20 protein-coding genes and 1 pseudogene are annotated in these 20,293 nt (G+C 72.4%); 11 read left to right on the plus strand and 10 right to left on the minus strand.

Annotated elements, in window-relative coordinates; translation table 11 throughout:
• The 6 genes and pseudogenes from ACZ6ZP_RS26655 to ACZ6ZP_RS26680 form a co-directional block, all read right to left on the minus strand.
• A pseudogene (locus tag ACZ6ZP_RS26655) lies at positions 1-170 on the minus strand (vitamin K epoxide reductase family protein); the annotation flags it as partial.
• 178 nt (positions 171-348) lie between these two features.
• The gene (locus ACZ6ZP_RS26660; RefSeq protein WP_351163297.1) at positions 349-852 is read right to left on the minus strand and encodes a DUF5949 family protein; all 504 of its coding nucleotides are present in this window, start codon (positions 850-852) and stop codon (positions 349-351) included.
• Positions 853-1,100: 248 nt separating this feature from the next.
• Entirely contained in the window at positions 1,101-1,247 is a 147-nt protein-coding gene (locus tag ACZ6ZP_RS26665) for a chaplin family protein (protein WP_351163300.1), read from the minus strand.
• A gap of 117 nt (positions 1,248-1,364) precedes the next feature.
• Complete coding sequence (locus ACZ6ZP_RS26670) at positions 1,365-1,646, minus strand: hypothetical protein (RefSeq protein ID WP_351163303.1); 282 nt, start codon at positions 1,644-1,646, stop codon at positions 1,365-1,367.
• Positions 1,647-1,974: 328 nt separating this feature from the next.
• Positions 1,975-2,652, minus strand: a complete 678-nt coding sequence (locus ACZ6ZP_RS26675) for a hypothetical protein (protein ID WP_399979006.1) — start codon at positions 2,650-2,652, stop codon at positions 1,975-1,977.
• Positions 2,653-2,831: 179 nt separating this feature from the next.
• A complete protein-coding gene (locus tag ACZ6ZP_RS26680; protein WP_351163307.1) occupies positions 2,832-3,071 on the minus strand; it encodes a chaplin in 240 nt (79 codons plus the stop codon).
• Positions 3,072-3,415: 344 nt separating this feature from the next.
• Here ACZ6ZP_RS26680 and ACZ6ZP_RS26685 point away from each other — a divergent pair, with 344 nt between their 5' ends.
• The 9 genes from ACZ6ZP_RS26685 to ACZ6ZP_RS26725 all read left to right on the plus strand — a co-directional run bounded on the left by ACZ6ZP_RS26685 (position 3,416) and on the right by ACZ6ZP_RS26725 (position 13,907).
• On the plus strand, positions 3,416-4,516 hold the full coding sequence (locus ACZ6ZP_RS26685) for a DUF3344 domain-containing protein (RefSeq protein ID WP_351163309.1): 1,101 nt from the start codon (positions 3,416-3,418) through the stop codon (positions 4,514-4,516).
• A 33-nt stretch (positions 4,517-4,549) separates the two neighbouring features.
• The gene (locus ACZ6ZP_RS26690) at positions 4,550-5,704 is read left to right on the plus strand and encodes a glycosyltransferase (protein WP_383820590.1); all 1,155 of its coding nucleotides are present in this window, start codon (positions 4,550-4,552) and stop codon (positions 5,702-5,704) included.
• A complete protein-coding gene (locus tag ACZ6ZP_RS26695) occupies positions 5,701-7,182 on the plus strand; it encodes a sugar transferase (RefSeq protein ID WP_469408689.1) in 1,482 nt (493 codons plus the stop codon). The genes ACZ6ZP_RS26690 and ACZ6ZP_RS26695 overlap by 4 nt, the downstream gene beginning before the upstream one ends.
• Positions 7,183-7,280: 98 nt before the next feature.
• A complete protein-coding gene (locus ACZ6ZP_RS26700) occupies positions 7,281-8,567 on the plus strand; it encodes an O-antigen ligase family protein (RefSeq protein WP_469408883.1) in 1,287 nt (428 codons plus the stop codon).
• Positions 8,564-10,216, plus strand: a complete 1,653-nt coding sequence (murJ, locus tag ACZ6ZP_RS26705) for a murein biosynthesis integral membrane protein MurJ (RefSeq protein ID WP_383820594.1) — start codon at positions 8,564-8,566, stop codon at positions 10,214-10,216. The genes ACZ6ZP_RS26700 and murJ overlap by 4 nt, the downstream gene beginning before the upstream one ends.
• A 34-nt stretch (positions 10,217-10,250) precedes the next feature.
• Entirely contained in the window at positions 10,251-10,991 is a 741-nt protein-coding gene (locus ACZ6ZP_RS26710; protein WP_469408885.1) for a polysaccharide deacetylase family protein, read from the plus strand.
• Positions 10,988-12,118, plus strand: coding sequence for a glycosyltransferase (locus ACZ6ZP_RS26715; protein ID WP_469408690.1), 1,131 nt, complete (start codon positions 10,988-10,990; stop codon positions 12,116-12,118). The genes ACZ6ZP_RS26710 and ACZ6ZP_RS26715 overlap by 4 nt, the downstream gene beginning before the upstream one ends.
• A complete protein-coding gene (locus ACZ6ZP_RS26720; RefSeq protein ID WP_351163320.1) occupies positions 12,118-12,798 on the plus strand; it encodes a YveK family protein in 681 nt (226 codons plus the stop codon). Before ACZ6ZP_RS26715 ends, ACZ6ZP_RS26720 begins: the two co-directional genes overlap by 1 nt.
• On the plus strand, positions 12,798-13,907 hold the full coding sequence (locus ACZ6ZP_RS26725) for a GNAT family N-acetyltransferase (RefSeq protein ID WP_469408692.1): 1,110 nt from the start codon (positions 12,798-12,800) through the stop codon (positions 13,905-13,907). Before ACZ6ZP_RS26720 ends, ACZ6ZP_RS26725 begins: the two co-directional genes overlap by 1 nt.
• A 10-nt stretch (positions 13,908-13,917) precedes the next feature.
• Here the strand turns inward: ACZ6ZP_RS26725 and ACZ6ZP_RS26730 are convergent, their stop codons facing one another.
• Complete coding sequence (locus tag ACZ6ZP_RS26730) at positions 13,918-15,207, minus strand: glycoside hydrolase family 26 protein (protein WP_366463374.1); 1,290 nt, start codon at positions 15,205-15,207, stop codon at positions 13,918-13,920.
• A 130-nt stretch (positions 15,208-15,337) separates the two neighbouring features.
• Between ACZ6ZP_RS26730 and ACZ6ZP_RS26735 the strand changes: the two genes are divergently transcribed.
• Both ACZ6ZP_RS26735 and ACZ6ZP_RS26740 read left to right on the plus strand, forming a co-directional pair.
• On the plus strand, positions 15,338-16,669 hold the full coding sequence (locus tag ACZ6ZP_RS26735) for a carboxylate--amine ligase (RefSeq protein WP_361464484.1): 1,332 nt from the start codon (positions 15,338-15,340) through the stop codon (positions 16,667-16,669).
• On the plus strand, positions 16,669-17,973 hold the full coding sequence (locus tag ACZ6ZP_RS26740; protein ID WP_351163328.1) for an NAD(P)-binding domain-containing protein: 1,305 nt from the start codon (positions 16,669-16,671) through the stop codon (positions 17,971-17,973). The genes ACZ6ZP_RS26735 and ACZ6ZP_RS26740 overlap by 1 nt, the downstream gene beginning before the upstream one ends.
• A gap of 208 nt (positions 17,974-18,181) precedes the next feature.
• Here ACZ6ZP_RS26740 and ACZ6ZP_RS26745 read toward each other — a convergent pair whose 3' ends face one another.
• The 3 genes from ACZ6ZP_RS26745 to ACZ6ZP_RS26755 all read right to left on the minus strand — a co-directional run bounded on the left by ACZ6ZP_RS26745 (position 18,182) and on the right by ACZ6ZP_RS26755 (position 20,089).
• Positions 18,182-19,093: a chaplin gene (locus ACZ6ZP_RS26745; RefSeq protein ID WP_469408695.1), complete on the minus strand. Its 912-nt coding sequence runs from the start codon at positions 19,091-19,093 to the stop codon at positions 18,182-18,184.
• Between the two features lie 121 nt (positions 19,094-19,214).
• Positions 19,215-19,472, minus strand: a complete 258-nt coding sequence (locus tag ACZ6ZP_RS26750) for a chaplin (RefSeq protein WP_383821045.1) — start codon at positions 19,470-19,472, stop codon at positions 19,215-19,217.
• A 206-nt stretch (positions 19,473-19,678) separates the two neighbouring features.
• The gene (locus ACZ6ZP_RS26755) at positions 19,679-20,089 is read right to left on the minus strand and encodes a rodlin (protein WP_351163332.1); all 411 of its coding nucleotides are present in this window, start codon (positions 20,087-20,089) and stop codon (positions 19,679-19,681) included.
• Between the last annotated feature and the right edge of the window lie 204 nt (positions 20,090-20,293).

Below are 20,293 nucleotides of genomic sequence, written 5' to 3' on the forward strand. Positions count from 1 at the left end.
TTGAACTTGTCCAGCGTGATGACCCACGCCGCCAGCAGCCCCGCCGCACCCGTGATCACCAGGAGCAGCGCGAACGCACGGCTCCCACCGACGCCAGCGGGTGGCGGCTCCACGCGCCCTGAGGGGGCTTCGGGCTGACGGGCTTCGGGCAGAGGTGTCTTGGTGTGCATCGGCTGCGGTCCTCACTGGGTTCATGGGCTGCGGGGCCCGGCACCCTTTTGCAGTAGTGGGGCATCTCTCGGCAGGACAGGCCCTGTGGGCGACCACCCGCGTCACCACCGCGCCGGGGCCCGCCGGTCCGTCCCGACCGGCGGGCCCCGCCGCGTCCGGGCACCCCCTCGGCCGCCCCTAGCCGCGCAGGCTTCGCGCGGAGAGCAGGCAGTGCGCGGCGTTGGTCATGGTCTCCTCGGCGCCCGCGAAGGCGGCGAGGGCCTCCTCGGCGAGCGGAACCCCGGGCTTGGCCTCGGGCCAGGGACGCGTGGTGAACATGAAGTAGGCGTGGCCCCGCTCGCCCACCGCCTCGAGCCACTCCGGCGGTACGACGCACTGGGCGTTGAGGTGCGGCATGTTCAGGACGGCCTGGCCGGCCTCGACGAGGAGGGTGACGGGCAGGCTCGGGTTGCGGGAGCTCTCGACGACGGGGCCGCCGATGGGGAGCCCGGTGTTCTGCAGCAGGATCTCGATGGCTTCGGTCGAGGCCTCGGGACCGCCTTCGCCGTCGCCCAGCGAGTACGCGAGCAGGAAGGGCATGTCCTCCTCGTCCTCGGGGTGTTCACCACTCCAGGGGACCACGGTGAGGGTGCCCAGATCGGCGGGCCGGAAGGTGCGGGTTTCGCTCGATGTCGAGGTCATCCCGGAACCGTATCGATGTGTCCCTACGCCTCGGACCCGTCTGTCACTTGACTGGGTGAGTGGGGGCCAGCCATCACACGATCGGGGCACGCGCCGGTCGAACTCCGGGGCCCCTCAGTCGAACTGAGGCCCTGGGAAGGCGTGCGGGCCGGGAAAACCCCGAGGGCCGGTTCCGCAGAATGCGTCTGCGGAACCGGCCCTCATCGCCGCGTGGCGTTCGCTCGCGGCAGCACTTCTCGGGGAGAACGTCAGCTGGTGACGGCCGCGTCGCCCGCGACGTTCACCGGTACGTGGACCGGGACCTCGGCCAGGGTGCCGAAGATGACGCCGGGCGAGCCGCCGGCCGCGCTCCCGGCACTGGAACCGCTGCCGTCGGCGGCGAGGCGTTGCCTCATGGAGCGGTCCGCGGAATCCTCCGCAGGAAACACGCCCAGGCAATTGCTTCCTTCATTCGGCCCTCATTCGGCCTTCATTCGGCGCGATACGCCGTCCGCGGGAAAGCGGGAAGGGTTCTACTTTCCGACGGGGAGTCCGCCGAGCAGCTTGCCGGCGCCGCCGCCCGCGTGCAGGTCCTTCGCGGCACCGGAAACGGTGTTGACGACGGAGTCCTTGTTCTCGGTGTCCAGGGCGTTGGTGGCCAGCGGGGCCGCGTCGAGCGACGACGTCTGGCTGGCGATCGTGTCCAGTGCACCGTTCAGGCTGGTGGGCGTGAGGTCGGCGGCGAAGGCGGGTGCGGCGGCACCAGCGATGACCATGGATCCGGCAACGACGGCGGCAGCCTTCAGGGGCTTCATCGTGTTCCTTTCTTCGGCGACGGACGGTCGCCAGAGGGGATTTTCACTTCGCCATGGGTAACGAGCGCTGTGTACGGCGGAAACTCTGTGCGGCGGAAATTCACGGAACCCACCCGAACGAAGGCGGTGTCTCATTCTCGTATGAGATGGGCGGCGAGATGGGCGGCGAGAGGGGTCGTGAGAGGGGCCGTGAGATGGATGGCGATGGGGACATGAAAAGCCCGTCGCGCCGACCGGGAAGGCCGACGCGACGGGTGGAGATCGATGCTGACGGGGGCTGACGGGGGCTGACGGGTGCCGACGTGTGCCGACGTGTGCTGACCGAGGCTCAGGACAGCGCGGGCGCCTGGGGCACGTTGGGCGCGGCCGGCAGCTTGGCCTCCGGCAGCTTGGGCAGGGCCGGAAGGCCTGCCAGGTCCGGCGCGGGCAGGCCGCCGCCGAGCAGCGTGGCCGCGACGACGTTGACGAGGCCGGTGAGCACGGTCGGAACCGCGCCCGCCACCGCGGCCACGTCGCCGCCGGTCGCCGCCTTGAGCAGGGTGTCGACCGCGGTCTGCAGTGCCTTCAGGGCGTCGGCCTTCGGGTCGGCCGCGGCCCTGGCGTCGTCCGGCATCGCCTTGGGGAGCGCCGGGGCCTCCGGGAGCGTGGACGTCTGCGGGAGGGCCGGGGCCTCCGGAGCCTTGGGGGCCGCTGCCGAGGCCTTGGTGATGGCGGCCTTCACCGGCTCGGCGAGCTTCGCGGCCTCCGCGGCGGGCAGTTGACCCTTGTCGGCCTTCAGTACGGCGGTGAGCAGGTCGGTGACCGGGGTGAGCACACCGCCCGCGTCGCCCAGGGTCTTGGCCTGGGCCAGCAGCGCGTCCGCTCCGGCGACCGGCGCGCGGGCCGCCTCCTGGGCGTTGCTGGGAGGGGAGTCGCTCTCGGCGGCGATGACGGGACCGGCCGTCCCGATGAGGAGCGAAGCGCAGAGGACGGTGGTCGCGATACGCCGTACGGGCAGAGCGCGCATGAATGTTCCCTTCGGTGATGCGTCGGATCTTGTGTTCACCGTGAAAGCGGTGGACATCGTCCGCAACCGAGCGACTGCCATTCGGGGGCATGGCGGCCGTCCGGGGCACGCCGGGGAACGGACGACGGCCGTCCTCCTCGGGGGAGAACGGCCGTCGCTCAGTGCGTGCTGCCGAAGCGTCAGCTGTTGACGCAGGTGTTGCCGAACGCCGGGTTCAGCAGACCGATGACGTTCACGGTGTTGCCGCAGGCGTTGACCGGGATGTGGACCGGGACCTGGACGGCGTTGCCGGAGATGACACCGGGGGAGTTGGTGGCGGCACCCTGGGCACCGGCGTCGGCGGCGGCGATGCCGGCGCTGCCGGCCATGGCGGCCACGGCAACGGTGGAGAGGGCGAGGGCCTTCGCGGTACGCGACATGGAGAGTTGCTCCTTGGTGAGTTGATGCATCGGCAGGGCGGGGTGCCCGGCCCATGGATCAACGGAACTCGCCCGCAAGGGTTGTGGGCCCAAAAGGGTGATCTGTCGGCGCAGGGTTAACGCGAGGCCCCGGCCCGTGCTCCCGGCAGGCTCCCGAGCGTTACTCACTTCACGATTCCGACACACTTGACAGCCTTCCTGGATTAATGCGGAAAGCGGCTAGTGTTGCTCCCTCCTGAAGCCATTTGAAAGAACAAGTGCGGGAAGTTACGAGACGAGTGTGACTGTCGCATTTACATTCTCCCTCCTGGTCCGGAACCTTTCCCGAAAGGGCAACGCCGGTCATGCGTAATTCCCTGGGCCCCTTGCTGCGTCGTGTGACGCTGTGCGCCGTTTCCCTCGTGGTCGTCGCCACGCCGGGCGGCCCCGCCCTGGCCGCACCCGCACCCCCCGCCGCCGAAGCGGCCGGCATCAAGTTCGCGCAGCGCTATCACGCCCTCCAGCACGGCGGGATCACCCGCGCCGCCAACACGGCCATCACGTGCCGCAAGCCGATGGCCCCGCGCGCGGTGTCTTGCCCTTCCGCGCGCGGGGGCAAGGCGGCCGCCAACAACGACTTCGACATGTTCTACGTCGACGTCGACAAGGACCCGAACACCTACAACTCCAGCCGCGGAGAGGTCCGGCTGCCGCAGGGCTCCCGGGTCTCCTACGCGCGCCTGTACTGGGGCGGCAACCTCCGCGTCGGCGAGCAGAAGCCGCCCAAGGACAACGGCAGGGCCCTGATCGCCGAGCCCGGCGGCAGCTACCGGGACGTGCAGGCCGACACCCTGGTCGGGCACCGCACCGCCAACGGAGCGGACGCCTTCCAGGCGTCGGCCGACGTCACCCCCCTCGTCAGGGCCAGCGGCGCCGGGCTCTACACCGTCGCCCAGGTCAACGTGGCGATGGGGCACTCCAAGGCCGGGGCATGGGGCGGCTGGACGCTGGTCGTCGCGTACGAGAACGAGACCGCGCCGCTGCGGCACCTGACCGTGTGGGACGGCTTCGACTCCTTCGACGCGCGCCGGCGCAGCCATGCGGTCCGGCTCGGCGGCGCGCCGGTGCCGGCCCGTGCCAAGGGCAGCGTGGGCATGGTCGCGTACAACGGCGACCGCGGAACGAGAGGCGACACGCTCACCGTGTCGACCGACCGGAGCAGGCCCGTGCGGCTCTCCGACGCGGCGAACCCCGCCCGCGACGTACTGAACTCGACCATCAGCGAGCCGGGCAGGCAGATCGCAAGGACGCCCGCGTACGCCAACACGCTCGGCTACGACTCCGACATCTTCCGGCTCGACGGAGCCCTCAAGGCCGACCGAAAGGGCCTGCTCATCCGTCTCGCCTCGCAGCGAGAGTCCGCGTGGGCCGGTGTGCTCTTCGCCGCTGTGGACGCGAAGCGGTAGCGCACCACCTTCCCCCTGAGCAAGGCGCCGTGCATGCAACTGTCATCATCTGACCCCCGGCTGAGCGTCCTTCATGTCGCGCAGCCCGTCGACGGCGGAGTGGCCCGCGTGGTCACCGACCTGGTGAAGTCCCAGCTGTCCACCGGGATGCGGGTCCACGTGGCGTGTCCGGACGGCGGCCGTCTGCCGGACGCCGTGCGCGGCCTGGGAAGCGATGTCCACGGCTGGGCGGCGACCCGCTCCCCGGGCCCCGGCCTGCCGGGCGAGGTGCGGCGCCTCGCCCGTATCGTCGCCGCGCTCCGGCCCGACGTCGTGCACGCGCACAGCGCCAAGGCCGGGCTCGCCGCCCGGCTCGCCCTGCGCGGCAGGGTCCCCACGGTGTTCCAGCCGCACGCGTGGTCCTTCGAGGCCGTCGGCGGCGCGACCGCGCGGCTCGCCCTGGGCTGGGAGCGCTTCGGGGCGCGCTGGGCCACGCACGTGGTCTGCGTCAGCGAGGCGGAACGGCTCACCGGGCGGCGCTCCGGGATCGACGCGCGCTGGTCGGTGATCCCCAACGGGGTGGACGCCGAGCACTTCCGGCCCATGGCCGCGCAGGCCGCGCGGAGCGCCCTGGGGATCTCCGAGCAGGCGCCCTTGGTGGTGTGCGTGGGGCGGCTCTGCCGGCAGAAGGGGCAGGACGTCCTGCTGCGGGCCTGGGCCGCGGTCAGCGCGTGGATGCCGATGGCCCGGCTCGTCCTCGTCGGGGACGGGCCCGACGCGGCCGGTCTGCGCGAACGGGCGCCCGCCTCCGTCCGGTTCGTCGGAGCCGTCCAGGACGCCACCTCCTGGTACCAGGCGGCCGACGTCGTGGTCCTGCCGTCCCGCTGGGAGGGCATGGCCCTCGTACCCCTGGAGGCGATGGCCTGCGCCCGGCCCGTGGTGGTCACCGATGTGGACGGCGCGCGCGAGAGCCTGCCGCCCGCACTCGTGCCGCACGGTCTCGTCCCCGCGGAGGACCCCGACGCGCTGGCGCGAGCCCTCGTCGGACTGCTCGGCGATCCGCCCCTGTGCGAATCCCTCGGCCGTGCAGCGCACCGTCACGTATCGACCACCCACGATGTGCGGCGCACCACGGACGCTGTCGCGGCCGTGTACCGCGAGCTACTGGGCGTGGGGCCCATCAAGTGCAGGGAGTCCATCAACCCGTGAGTGCGGAACGAACCGTCGCCCCTGCCGCGCAGCCACGGGCGGCCGACCATGCCATCGCCACCGCCTCGGTCATCCCTCCCCGCGGGGCCGGGGGCGGCCGCAGGACGAGCATCGGCTGGGGGTCATCGACACGCCGTTCGTCGGCCCTGCCCCTGGTCGCCGTGGACTGCACCGCCGCCCTGCTCGGCAGCGTGCTGCTCGCCGATCCGCAGCGCCACCCCCTGCTGGTGGTCCTGCTCCTGGCCGGCGTGACCGGCCTGAACACGCGGGCCGCGCTGTACCGCCCGCTCGCCGTGCCCTCCGCCCTCGACGAACTGCCGTCGCTGGCCTGGCAGGCCCTGCTGAGCTGGTGCGCCGTGGGGCTGGTGGCCGCGAGCTTCCCCGCCCTGAGCCCGCTCTCCCTCACCACCCTGTGCACGGCGGCGGCGCTGCAGAGCGTGCTGTGCTGCGCGGGCCGCGGCTCCCTGTACTGGTGGGCCCGCAGGGCCACGCTGCGCCAGCCGCGCCCGGCCCTGGTGGTCGGCCACGGCGCCGTCGCGCGGCGCGTCGCGGAGGCGGTCCTGCGCCATCCGCAGGCCGGGGTGCGGCCCGTGGGCATCGTGGGCGAGGCGCCCGCCGAGCGCACGGAGCCGGAGGGGGCCGCCGAGCTGCCGGTGCTCTCCACCATCGAGGAGCTGCGCCGCGCCGTCATCCAGAACGCCGTACGCACCGTCCTGGTCGTCGGGCCGACGCCGGGACCGGAGCAGATCGGGTGGCTGCGCACGCTGAGCGGCTCCGGATGCGACGTGTGGGCGATCGACGCGACGCAGCCGCCGGGCTACGACGCGCCGGGGAGACAGGCCAGATCCGGGCGGCTCGCCGGGTTCCCCTGCCGCTCGCTCGTGCCCGCGAGGTCCCGGCACTTCAGCGTCAGCAAGCGCGCCCTCGACCTGGTGACCTCGGGGACCCTGCTGCTGCTCATCAGCCCCGTGCTCCTCGCCTGCGCCGCCGTCCTGCGGGCCACCGAAGGGCCCGGGGTGATCTTCCGTCAGGAGCGCATCGGCAGGGACGGGCGGCCGTTCACCCTGCTGAAGTTCCGCACGCACCGCCCCGTCGACCCGCAGGAGGCCGCGACCCGGTGGACGGTCGCGGGCGAGCAGCACATGAGCCGGTTCTGCCAGTTCCTGCGCCGCACCTCGCTCGACGAGCTGCCGCAGCTGTGGAACGTCTTCTGGGGCGACATGAGCCTGGTCGGCCCGCGCCCCGAACGCCCCTACTTCGTGGGCAAGTTCAGCCAGACCTACCCCGGCTACGCGGAGCGCCACCGCATGCCGACCGGCATCACCGGGCTCGCCCAGATCCAGGGGCTGCGCGGCGACACCTCGATCGAGGACCGGTGCCGGTTCGACAACGCCTACATCGACAGCTGGTCGTTCTGGCAGGACCTGTGCATCCTGCTGCGCACCGCCGCCTCCCTCGTACGTCCGACGGGGAGCTGACCCGGGTGAACGGTGCCTCCATCACGCTCCTCCCGCCCGGCTCACCGGCCGCCGCGATCTCATCGGCGCTGCGCGGTGCCGGGCCCGTGCTGCCCGTCATGGCCGTGGTCGCCCTGCTCGCGCTGCCCGTACCGCCGGGCGACGGCGGCTCCGGGGGCGGCACGGCCGCCGACGCCGTCTCCGCCCTGGTGGTGTGCTGGTGCGTGGCCCGCGCCGTGCGCGGGGCGCGGCGGCCGCTGACGCGGACCGCCGCCGTCGTGCTCGGCCTGCCGGTGATCGGCATCGCGGTCGCGGCGGTCGGCGCGAGCACCGCCTCCGCCGGGATGACCGGCCTGGTGCGCTACCTGCAGATCTTCGTCCTCGTACCGGCCGCGGTCCTGATGCTCGTCCGCGACCGCCGCGACTTTTGCCTGGTGGCCTGGTCGATCGTCGGCCTGGCCCTCTTCCAGGGCTCGGTCGGCGTCTACCAGTACGTCACGGGGACGGGCGCCTCCTACATGGGCTCGGACGTCAGGGCCGTGGGGACCTTCGGCGCGACGGACGTCATGGGAATGGCGACCGTGGTGTCGTACGGAGTGGTGTGCGCGGTGGCCCTCGCGCTCGGCCCGGCCTCCCCGAAGGGGCGTCAGGCAGGCCTGAGCCAGCGGCAGATCGCGCTGGTGTGCGCGCTGCTCCTGACCGTCCCGCTCGCGCTCTCCTTCAGCCGCGGCGCCTGGATCGCCACCGTCGTGGCGTGCGGCGCGCAGCTGGGGCTCGCGGGGGTGCGGCGCGCCCTGCGGGCCCTCGCCGCGGTGGCCGCCGCGGCCGTGGTCCTGGTGGGCGGCCTCGGCATCGGCACGCAGATGCTGCAGGAGCGGATCACCAGCATCACGCAGGTGACCGACGCCCCCGACCAGTCCGTCACCGACCGGTACACGATGTGGGCTGCGGCGGTGGACATGTGGCGCGACGAGCCGGTGTCGGGCGTGGGGCTCAAGGCCTTCCCCGACCACCGCGACAGCCACGCGTCGCTGGCCCTCTCCTCGGCCAGCGACACCGCCGGCGCGGGCGCCGCGTTCGCCCGGCAGCCGCTGCTCTCCCCGCACAACATGTATCTGCTCGTCCTGAGCGAGCAGGGGCTGCTCGGCCTGTGCACGCTGGTGGGCAGCTGGGCGGCCTTCCTGCTGCTCGGTCTGCGGCGGCTGACCCGGGTGCGCGGGTGCGCGGGCACGGACTGCGCGCTCGTCGCGTGCGGTCTGCTCGTCTGGCAGCTGGTGGACTTCGCGTACGCCGACATCGGCGGGCCCTCGACGGTGCTCATGGCCGTGGTCCTGGGGCTCGTGGCCTGGTGGGCGCTGTCCGGCCGTGCCCTCGCGGCGCCCGCGCCGGGGGAGGCGCCGCGATGACCTCCACGACCCACTCCGTGGACACGGCACCGGCGGGCAAGGTGCCCGCGCCGGCCACCGAGGCCGAACCCGTCAGGGGCTCCGACCCCTCCAACGGCTTTCTCGCCAAGGCCGCTCTGATCACCGCGGTCCTCACGGTGGCCGGATCGGTACTCGGGCTCGTGCGCGACCAGGCCCTGGCCCATTTCTTCGGGGCGGGCTCCGAGACCGACGCCTTCCTCGTCGCGTGGACCGTCCCCGAGGTGGCCACCACACTGCTCATCGAGGACGGCCTCGCGTTCGCCCTCGTACCGGCCTTCAGCATGGCGCTCGCCCGCCGGGGCCAGGGCGCGCGGCGCGACCCGGTCCGCGCCCTGGTGGCCGCGTCGCTGCCACGCCTGATGGTGGCCTCCGGGGCCGTCGCGCTGATCCTGATGGCCGGGGCGCCGGTCCTGGTGGAGGTCCTCGCGCCGGGCCTGCCCGACCCGCGCCTCGCCGTGGACTGCACGCTCCTGACCGCCACCTGCGTCTTCACGTTCGGCCTGGCCGGGTACTGCAGCGCGGCCCTGCGCGCCCACCGCAGGTTCGTGGCCCCGGCCGCCATCTACGTCTTCTACAACATCGGCATCATCACCGCGGTGTTCGTCCTCGCCCCGCGCTACGGCGTTAGGGCGGCGGCGCTGGGCGTCGCGGTCGGCGGCGTCCTCATGGTGCTCGTCCAGGCACCCTCGCTCTGGCGGCAGCTCACCCGCGACACGGCGGACGCGCCGAACGACAACGCGACGGGTCCCTCGGCCCCGGCGCTGATGGGCAGGGCCGTCGTCGCCACCGTGCTGCTCTTCGCGCTGTGCCGGCAGTCGCAGGTGCTCATCGAGCGCTTCCTGGCGTCCTCGCTGCCCTCGGGGGCCATCTCGCACCTCAACTACGCGCAAAAAGTGGCGCAGGTGCCGATGATCCTCTCCCTGATGCTGTGCACGGTCACGCTCCCCGTCGTCGCGCGGGCCCTGGCCGAAGGCGACGTCAAGCGCGCCAGGTCGCGCGTCGAGCGGGACCTGGGCCTGGCCGGCTGCGTGGTGCTGCTGGGCACCTCCGTGGTCATCGCCTGTGCGCCGCAGCTCATCCAACTCCTGTTCCAGCGAGGCGCGTTCACCGCGGACGACACCGTCGCCACGGCGGCCGTGATGCGCGTGTACGCGCTGGGCCTCCTGGGCCACACGCTGGTGGGCGCGCTCGTGCGCTCCTACTTCTCCGGCGGGCGGGCCACGTGGTTCCCGCTGGGCGCGATGACGGTCGGGATCGCCGCGACCGCGGGGATCGGCACCTGGGCGGTGGACCTGTGGGGCGTACGCGGCATCGCGCTCGCCAACGCGGCGGGGATCAGCGTCACGGCCTTCGTGCTGCTGTGCGGGATGGGCCCGCGCAACGTGCCGATCCGGGTCCGCCGCGTCCTGGGCGAGCTGGTCAAACCGGTGGCCGCGACGGTGTGCGCCACCGGGTTCGGCGGCGCCTTCGCGAGCCACGTCGACTCGCCCTTCAGCGCCTTCGCCGTCGGCTCCACGACCGTCGCCGCCGTCTTCTTCCTGGTGCTCTGGGCCCTGAAGGCCCAGGCCTTCGAGCCCGTCATCCGTTCCGTCACATCCGCCACACGGAAGCTCTGGCATGTCCATTGACACAGCACTCGGTGAGACCACCCGTTCGCGGCGCATGCGGCACTGGCTGCCCCAGGCGCCGATGTGGGTGGCGATGTACCACTCCGTGGACAACTGCGCGGACGACCCCTACAAGATCACCGTCTCGCCCGAACGCCTCGCGGCCCAACTGCGCTGGCTCCGCCGCCAGGGGCTGCGCGGGGTGAGCATGACCCGGCTCCTCACGGCGCGCGCCCGCGGCGAGGGACGCGGCCTGGTCGGCCTCACCTTCGACGACGGATACACCGACTTCGTCGACCACGCCCTGCCGCTCCTGCGCCGCTACGACTTCGGCGCCACCGTCTTCGTGCTCCCGGGCCGCCTCGCGGGCGACAACGCCTGGGACCCGCTGGGCCCCCGCAAGCCGCTGCTGAGCGCGGAAGGCATCCGGCACGCCGCCGCCGAGGGGATGGAGGTCGCCTCGCACGGCCTGACCCACGTCGACCTCACCCGGGCGGACGACCGGCTGCTGTGGCAGGAGACCAGCGGCAGCCGGCTCGCGCTCTCCGACCTGATCGGCCGCGAGGTGGAGGGCTTCTGCTATCCGTACGGCACCGTGGACCAGCGCGTCGCCGACACCGTACGAGCGGCCGGCTACCGCTACGCGTGCGCGATCTCCCCGGGCCCGCTGACCGGTGTCCACGCCCTGCCGCGCATCCACATCGGGCAGGAGGACACCGCCCTGCGGCTCCAGCTGAAACTGCGGCTGAACCGGCTGCGCCGCCGTGCGGTCCGCGAACCGGCGGTGGCCGAATGAAGGCCCTGCACGTCATCACCGGCCTGGGGGTCGGCGGCGCCGAGCAGCAACTGCGCCTGCTCCTGCGCCACTTGCCCGCCGCCTGCGACGTCGTGACCCTCACCAACCCCGGCCCGGTCGCCGAGGGCCTGACGGCCGACGGAGTACGCGTCATCCACCTGGGCATGTCCGGCAACCGTGACGTGGGCGCCGTGCCCCGCCTCGTGAAGGTCATCCGGGGCGGTGGATACGACCTCGTGCACACCCACCTGTTCCGCGCCTGCCTGTACGGGCGCATCGCCGCCCGCCTGGCCGGGACGCGCGCCGTCGTGGCCACCGAACACTCCCTGGGCGACTCGCAGATGGAGGGACGGCCGCTGACCGCGGGCGTCCGCGCGCTGTACCTGACCGGCGAGCGTCTGGGGCGGGCCACGGTGGCGGTGTCCCCCTCCGTCGCCGAGCGGCTCACCCGGTGGGGGGTGCCCCGGCAGCGCATCCACGTCGTGCCGAACGGCATCGAGGTGGAGCGGTTCCGCTTCGACCCGCGGGCCCGGGTCGCCGTCCGCCGCCAACTGGGGCTCCCGGACGAGGCGTTCGTGGTCGGGGCGGTGGGCCGGCTCGCCCCGGGCAAGCGGTTCGACGTCCTGCTGCACGCCCTGGCCGCGCTGCCCCAGGACGTACGCCTGCTGCTGATCGGCGGTGGCCCCGAGGAGGGCGGCCTGCGCGCGACGGCGGCTCGACTGGGGCTCGCGGACCGGGTGGTGTTCGCCGGGGAGCGGCCCCATCTGTCCACGGAGGCGACCGACCTCCCCGCGTTCCTCGCCGCCATGGACGTCCTCGCTTCGCCGTCGTCCGAGGAGGCCTTCGGTCTTGCCGTCGTGGAGGGGCTGGCCGCCGGTCTGCCGGTGCTCTACGTCCGCTGCCCCGCCGTGGAGGACCTCCCGCCGGACGCCGCCACCGGCGCCGGGCGCGTCACGGGCGACGCGGACTCCTTCGCGCGGGCGCTGCTGGGGGTCCGGTCGGCGGGGGCGCGGGCGCGCCTCGCCCCGGAGGCCGCGCGCCACTACAGCATCACCCGCAGCGCAGCACAGCTGATGCATGTGTACGAGGCAGCTGCCTCCGGCTCGACCCCGAGAGTGAGTTCCTGATGACCGATACCCTCAGCAGGCGGCACCGCCCGGCCGGTCTCCCGGCCCCGATCCTCGCCCGCGTCAAGCGCCTGCCCGCCTGGTGGATCCTGCCGGCGGGCGCCGCGCTCGGCGCCCTGACCGGCAGCGTGTACGGCCTGGTGAAGACACCGGAGTACACCGCGACGAGCTATGTGATCGCCGTCCCGCAGAAGGGCTCCGACCCCACCGCAGCCCTCGGCTTCGCCACCGCGTACGGCAGGGTCGCCACGCAGGTCGCGGTGCTCGGCGACGCCCAGGTGGAGTCGGGCGTCTCGCCGCGGACGCTGCGCGAGAGCGTGCAGGCGGCCACGTCGCCCGACGCCCCGATGATCTCCATCTCGGCGACCGCGGCCAAGCCCGGCAAGGCCCGTGACATCGCCAACGCGGTGTCGCGCTCCCTGACCAACAACGCGAACCACACCAAGGACAGCACGCAGGTGCGCCTCCTGCAGCTCTCGCGCGCGGTCAAGCCCGAGGCCCCCGCGTCGGCGTCGGCGCCCATGACCGCCCTGGTGGGCGGCTGCGCGGGAGGCCTGATCGGCGGGCTCGCCCTCCTCGTGCGCCCGCGGCGCGGCGAGCACGGCGAGAACGGCGACGACGCAGCACCGGCCTCCGTGCCGAGCCCCGCACAGTCCGCCGACGCCAACCGGGAGAGGTGATGGGAGTGCCCGACAGCTCCCTGACCATCGAACTGTGCACGGACGAGGGCGAGTTCGGGGATCTCGCGGCGGCCTGGGCCCGGCTGCACCGCAGGTGCCGGACGGCGACGCCGTTCCAGAGCCACGCGTGGCTGCACTCGTGGTGGCTCTCCTACGGCACCCGCGGGCGGCTGCGCGTCGTCCTCGTACGCAAGGACGGCGAGCTCGTCGCGACGGCGCCGCTGATGCGCGCCTACGTCCCGCTCCCCGCGCTCGTGCCGCTGGGCGGCGCGATCTCCGACTTCACCGACGTGCTGCTGGACGACGCGTTCGCCGACGAGGCCGCCGACGCGCTGGCCGACGGCCTGGCGAAGCTGGCCCGCAGCGCCCTGATCGACTTCCGCGAGGTGCGGTCAGGAGCCGCCGTGGAGCACATCTACGAACGCTGGCGAGGGCCCCGGCTCCGCCTCGTGGACTCGCTCTGCCTTGAGCTGCCCGCCGCGTCGATGGAGGAGCTGCTCGGGCGGCTGCCCGCACCCCGGGCCCAGCGGGCGCGCGCCAAGATCCGGAAGATGGACGCGCTGGGCGTCGAGCGGCGGATCGTACGCCACGACGAGGTGGATGCCTCCGTGCGCACGCTGCTGCACCTGCATCAGCTCCAGTGGCAGGGGCGCAAGGTGACCTCCGAGCACCTCCAGCCGCGGTTCTCCGAGCACCTGATCAGGTCGGTGGGGCTCATGGTCAGGGCGGGCGACGCGGTGGTCACCGAGTTCCGGCTCGACGACGCCGTGGTGGCCGCCGATCTCACCCTGCTCTCGCCCCACCTGGTCGGCGGCTACCTCTACGGGGCGCACCCGCAGCTGCGCGAGCGCAAGGTGGACGTGGCGACGATGCTCCTGAACGCCTGCACGGAGCACGCCGAGGGCGACCGGAGCCGTGTCCTGAGCCTCCTGCGCGGCAACGAACCGTACAAGCACCACTGGCGCCCCGAGGAGGCCACCAACCACCGCCTCCTGCTCGCCCGCAGGCGCACCGCCCCCGTGCTGCGGGCCGCCGCGTGGGACGCGGCCGCCCGCAGCCGGGGCAAGGAGTTCCTGCGCGGGCGCAGGGAACGCCGGGAGCGGTCCTGAGCGCCCTCTTCTACGGCCGCTTGTACCAGTCCAGGCGCATGCACAGCTTGCCGCCAAGCCAGTGCTCGACCCAGTCGCCGAGGTTCAGCGGCGAACAGTTCGGCGGCGTCGTGGGCGTGGCCGGCCGCGTCGGCTCCGGGGCGGTCGGCTCGGTGTCCGTACGGCCGAAGAGCAGGGACCGGTAGGCCTTGGACGACTTGGGATTGTCGTCGCACTGCCACACGCCGTGCGGGCAGTAGTCGGTGACGGTGTTGTACAGCGGTTTGTGCTCGTCCATCCAGGCGAGCATTTTCCGCATGTATTCCTCGTTGTCCCCGTTGCGGAAGAGACCCCACTCCGGATAGGAGATCTCCTTGCCGTGGGACTTCGCGAATTCCACGTGCTGCCTGAGGCCGTACGGTTCGCTGACCTGCTCGGCGAAATCAGTGCCGGTCGGCTGGTCGTACGAATCCATGCCGACGATGTCCACGACGTCGTCGCCCGGATAGCACTCGGTCCACGGAATGGCGTCCCGGCCCCTGTTCGGCGTGAAGTCGAACTTGAACTTCTGGCCCGGCACCGACCGCATCGTCGTGATGATGCGCTTCCAGTACTTCTTCCAGGCCTCCGGGTCGGGACCACAGCGATGGGTGTACGTAGTGCCGTTCATCTCCCACCCGAGCACCACCACGGTGTCGGGCACCTTGAGCTTCACGAGCCGTTCGGCGAGCACGCGGTAGTGCTGGTCGAAATCGCCCGCCGCGCCCCGGCGGAGCTGTGCGCGCACCTCCGCGTCGCCGACGCGGTCCTCGTTGCGCTCCAGCATGGGGACGTTGAGCACGAAGAGCCGGTCGTCCTTCTCGCGCCGCCACTCGGCCCAGCTCTCGAGGAAGTTCGGCGCCCCCTCGATATTGCTCCACAGGTCGCCCGGCAAGTAGGTGTGCCCCACGCGCAGCTCGGCGCCGCCCAGCCACTTGCTGAGCTCGGCGATGCGCTCCACGCCCTGGGGCCCGTAATTGAGGTAGGCGCCGAAGGCGGGCTTCTTGGCAGCCGGGCCCGTGCCCGTACCCGTGGCGCTGGGCGTCGGGGAGGGGTCCGCGCCGGTCGGGACGGCAGGGGTCGCCGGGAGGGCCGCGGAGGGGGACGGGACGGGCACCGTCGTCGGCAGCCCGGGCAGGGCGGGCATCTGGACCGGTGGATCGGGGTCCTGTCCGGCTCCCCACGCATAGCCGGGTCCGACGGCGAGCGCTGCCGACACGACGATTCCGGTGGCGATGAATGCCAGCCGTCTACTGGTGGTCCGGCGTCTCTGCAAAGCCATGGCCGCTCCTCATGCTGCTCCTTCGTCCACTGACACTCAGTCATATGTATTTCTATTGCGCCAATCGAGCCCCTAATCCTTTGGGCGTGCCCATCGCCCGCATGGGGGATCGAATTGAGAGGATTTGGCTGTGCTAACTCTCGACACCCGGGTCCCCGCGGTTCTGCTGCGGATCGACCGGAATCCCTTTCATCACGGCACGCTCGGAGCTGTTCGGTCACTGGGCCGCGCGGGAGTGGAGGTACATGTGGCGGCCGCGGATTCCGCGGAGAGCCCGGTACGCAGATCCCGCTATCTGCACCAGACACACCCTCCGCCGCCGCCGGGAGCGTCTCTCCAGGAAATCGCCCTCGTACTGCGCCGCATTTCCCACCGGGTGGCTCGGCCGTCCGTGCTCATTCCGATGGACGACGCGGGCGCCCTGGCCATCGGTCGCCTGCAGAGAGAACTGGCCGACGTCTATCTCCTGCCGGACCAGGCGGTCGGACTCGCGGAACGGGTGGCCGACAAGGCGACGCTGGCCCAGGTGTGCGCCTCGGCCGGCATTCCCCACCCGGTGACGCTCCAGCCGGAATCCGCCGCACAAACAGCCTCCGCAGTACGCCAGTTGGGACTGCCCGTGGTGGCGAAGTGGAGCCGCCCGTGGCTGGTCCCGGCCGGAACCGACCTGCGCAGCACGGTCCTGGTGCGGTCGGCGAAAGAGGCCCAGGAGCTCTACCGGCGCAGCGACGAGGCGGGCAGCCGCCTCCTGCTCCAGGCCTTCCTGCCGGACGGCCCCGGGCGCGACTGGTTCGTGCACGGATACGTCGACCGTACGGGCGCCGTGCGCGGCGGCGGCTCCGGCCGCAAGCACCGCTCCTGGCCCCGCGGGGCGGGCCTGACGGCGGTCGGCGAGTGGACGCCCGACCCGGGCCTGCGGGCCGGGGTGGAGAGGCTGGTCGACACGCTGGGCTACCGGGGCATCTTCGACCTCGACTTCCGGGTGGACTCCGCGACCGGCGAGCACTGCCTGCTCGACTTCAACCCCCGGCCCGGCGCCCAGTTCCGGCTGTTCGCCGACGGGGCCGACCTGGACGTGGTGCGCGCCCAGCACCTGGACATGACGCACCGCCCGCTGCCGGCCGCCGCCGTCCTCCCGGGCCGCGCGTTCGTCGTGGAGAACTACTCCCCGCTGGCCGCGCTGCGCGTCCTGCTGACGGCGGGGCCCGTCTCCACCGCGTCCCGGCGCCGCGAGCTCGCCTGGCACGCCCAGGACGACATGGCTCCCGCGCTCGCCATGTGGGTGCTGTGGTGCCGGCACGTGACGCGCCGGCTGCTCGGCCGGATGCGGCGCACGGTCCGTCCCACCGGGCCACCGGGGGAGGAGGTGCGGGTGCGGATGGTGCGCCAGGCGGGTGCGCCGGAGGGCTCCGGACGTGCCGACGCCGCCCGTATCGACGACGAGAGAGCGAGCAGTTGCTGATGCATGACCTGTTGGTTGTCGGAGCCGGCCCCTACGGGCTCTCCATCGCCTCCCACGCGGCCGACGCCGGACTCGACGTACGTATCTTCGGCAGACCCATGGCGTCCTGGCGCGACCACATGCCGCGGGGCATGTTCCTGAAGTCGGAGCCCTGGGCGTCGAACCTCTCCGACCCACGGCGCCGCTACGGCCTGGCCGAGTACTGCGGGCGCAACGGGATGCGGGCCCGGCACGGCGAACCGATCTCCGTGGAGACCTTCGCCTCGTACGGACTGTGGTTCGCGCAGCACGCCGTGCCGGACGTCGACGAACGCATGGTGGCGTCGGTCAGCGCCTGCCCCGGCGGGTTCGAGGCGGTCACCGAGGACGGCCAGACCGTCCGCGGCCGCACGGTGGCCCTGGCCGTGGGGGTGATCCCCTTCGTCGAGATCCCCTCGGCGCTGCACGGCCTGGGCACCGAGCACGTCTCGCACAGCAGCCACCACCGGGACCTGGACCGCTTCCGCGGCAAGGACGTCACCGTGATCGGCGGCGGCCAGGCCGCCCTGGAGACCGCCGCGCTCCTCGCCGAACAGGGAACGCGCGTGCGGGTCCTGGCCCGGTCGCACCGGCTGAGCTGGAACAGCACGCCCCCGGAGTGGAAACGCCCGTGGCGCGAGTCCGCCCGCGCTCCGCACAGCGGCCTGGGCTGCGGATGGCGCAACTGGTTCTACGCCGAGGTGCCGGGCGGCTTCCGGCGGCTCCCCGAGGCCACGCGCGCCCGCATCAGCGCGTCGGCGCTCGGCCCCGCCGGGGCCTGGTGGGTGCGCGACCGGGTCGAGTCACGCGTGGAGGTGCTGCTCGACCACGAGGTCGCCACGGCTTCGGTGGCGGGGGGCCGGGTGCGCCTGGAGACCGTGGGCAACGCGAGCGGCGGGCCGGGCCTGGAGACGGACCACGTCATCGCGGCCACCGGCTTCCGGGCCACGAGCGCGCGCCTGGGCCTGCTGGCCCCGGACGTGCGCCGCGGCCTGGCGGTGAACGCCGCCCAAGAGCCGTACGCCTCCGTCGAGTTCGAGTCCTCGTACCCCGGTCTGTTCCTCGCGGGCCTGGTGACGGCGTCCAGCTTCGGCCCGGCCATGCGCTTCGTGCACGGGGCGTCCTTCACGGCACAGCGGCTGGTGCGGGGCGTTCGGCGGAGCCTGCGGCGGGGGCCCGTGGGCCCGGCCGTCCCGGCGCCGGTCGGTGAGCTCGGCCGCCGGGCGCCCCTGGGCGCCGTCAAGCGCCGGGCGGCGGCCCCGCCCGTCGGAGACTCGATCAGGTGATGCGGTCGGCGAACGGGTGAATCGGTTCTTCGCGGGCGGCCTTCAGGTGGTGGACTCTGTCGTCATGGGACGGGCCTGGTTGTCTTCCGCCAGCCGTCGGCGTCTTAGCCGTGGGTAGGCAACACCCCCTCGCGGGCCGGCCCCCTCCCGTTCTGGCGGGGAAGAGACCTTCGGGTGTCTCTTCCCCGCCAGCGGCATGTCCGGGCGGCTAGCGGCCGGATGAGGCGAACCCGCGGCGGTAGAGGATTCCTCCGCCGATCAGCAGGGCGGCACTCGCCGCGGCGGCGGCCAGGAGGTCCTGGTCGCTACCGGTCTCGGCGAGCTGAGGGGCGGCGTGCCGCGCGGCGGGGGCCACCGACGGCATCTCCCGGTCGGTCGAGGACGCGACGTGCTGCGGCGGCACGGTGGGGCGCACCGGCGGCTGGGGGACGGCGCGGTCGACGGGCGGCTCACCGGCCTGCGGAGGCGTCTCGTGGGAGGGAGGCGTCTCGTGCTGCGGGGGCGTCTCCTGCCGCGGGGGCTTGGGCGCGGGCGCTCCGTTGGCGCAGGTGTTGCCGAACGCCGGGTTCAGCAGGGCGATCACGTCCACGGTGTTGCCGCAGGCGTTGACCGGGACGTCCGCGGGCGCCTGTGCGTTGTTGCCCGACAGGACACCGGGCGAGTTCGTGGCACTGCCCTGGGCCACCGACTGGGTGCCCGGGTACGTGTCCGGGTACGTGTCGGCGTGCTGCGGGCCCGGGTGCGTGTCCGCGTGCGACGCCGGGGGCGCGTGCGTGTCCGGGGCGTCGCCGTACCCGCGGTCCTCCCTGGGGGCCGCGTGCTTCGGCGGGGTCGCCCGGTGCGGCGCGCTCTTCGGCGGCGTCGCCCGGTGCGGCGCGCTCGCGTGGCCCTTCGAAGGGGCCTCGGAGTTCGCGCAGTTGTTGCCGAAGGCCGGGTTCAGTCCGGCGCCCGCGTCCACGGTGTTGCCGCAGGCGTTCACCGGCACGTCCAGGGGGGCCTGCACGCTGTTCCCCGACAAGATCCCGGGCGAGTCCGTCGCCACGGCGTCCGCGCCCGCGGCGAACGCGCTCGAGCCGCCGGACAGGGAGAGGATGCTGGTCGCGGCCGCGGTCGCGAGCATCCCTTTACCAATGACCTGTCGCATCTAGTTCGTCTTCTCTCTGAGCAAGTGGAAAGCCGGCCTTGGAGTCGAAGCGACAGTCCAAGGCCGGCCATGAATCAGCCTGGTGAGCTGGGTGCTATCAGACGTTGGCGCAGGTGTTGCCGAACGCCGGGTTCAGCAGGGCGATCACGTTCACGCTGTTGCCGCACAGGTTGACCGGAACGTGGACCGGAACCTGGACGACGTTGCCGGAGAGAACGCCCGGGGACCCGACGGCCGCACCCTCGGCGCCGGCGTCGGCGAACGCGGGGGCCGCCATGCTCATGGCCATCACGACACCAGCAATGATCGTTGCGCTCTTCTTGTGCTTCACAGATGTTCCCTTCTCTGTGGTCATGCCGATCTGGCAGTCGAAACCGAGCGAAACTCCATTTACGTCTCGCACCATGACCTGCAGTCTGCAAACGAGTTGAGGGGGCGGAAGAAACCGCTGGTTCCGCCCGTTCAGTAAATTCACCCGAATTACCGCATACAAAAACGAAGGAGCTCGGGCTGCCAGGCCTTGAAGAAGGCAGGCAGCCCGAGCGGCCTCACACCGGCAGATCAGCCGTTGAACTCACCGTTCCCGGACAGGACCGGGATGTCGTTCAGGATGTGCGACAGCGGCTCGTCGCCCTTCGCCTGCGTGGAGTTCTCGGTGCACTGCTGGTTCTGAGGCGCCGACAGGATCGGGATGTCCTGGACTCCGACGTTCACGAGCGCGACGAGCGACTGGAGGTTCGCCTTGGCCGGGAGGCCGATGCAGGGCTTGTTCAGCGAACCCTGGACGAGGGAGAGCTGGGGGCTCATGTCGCCGTGCGTCGAGGAGTTGCCGTACGCCTGCTTGGCGCCGTTGCCGCTCAGGGAGGTCGTGCCGTGGTCGTCACCGATGGCCAGTGCCGACGGGGCCGCGGCAGCGGACATACCGACGACGGAAACGGCAACTGCCGCCGTGGCCATAGCCTTCTTCATCATTTTGTCTGTTCCTTTTCTGGCAGAAGCTCGAGTCACTGCGCGCTGCCCAACCGGTCCGCAGGAGTTTGAGTTTCGGGGCTTCACTCGGTTGGGGTCCGTACCCGCCCCGTATTGGGCCAATGGAGTGAACCGGAGCAACTAAGGGTGGTGCGTTGCGTTAATCAGCACGCTCCGGCGAACGGGGTTTCTCCAGAAGGGAATTAG

The sequence above is a fragment of the Streptomyces sp. NPDC054047 genome, assembly GCF_055585065.1.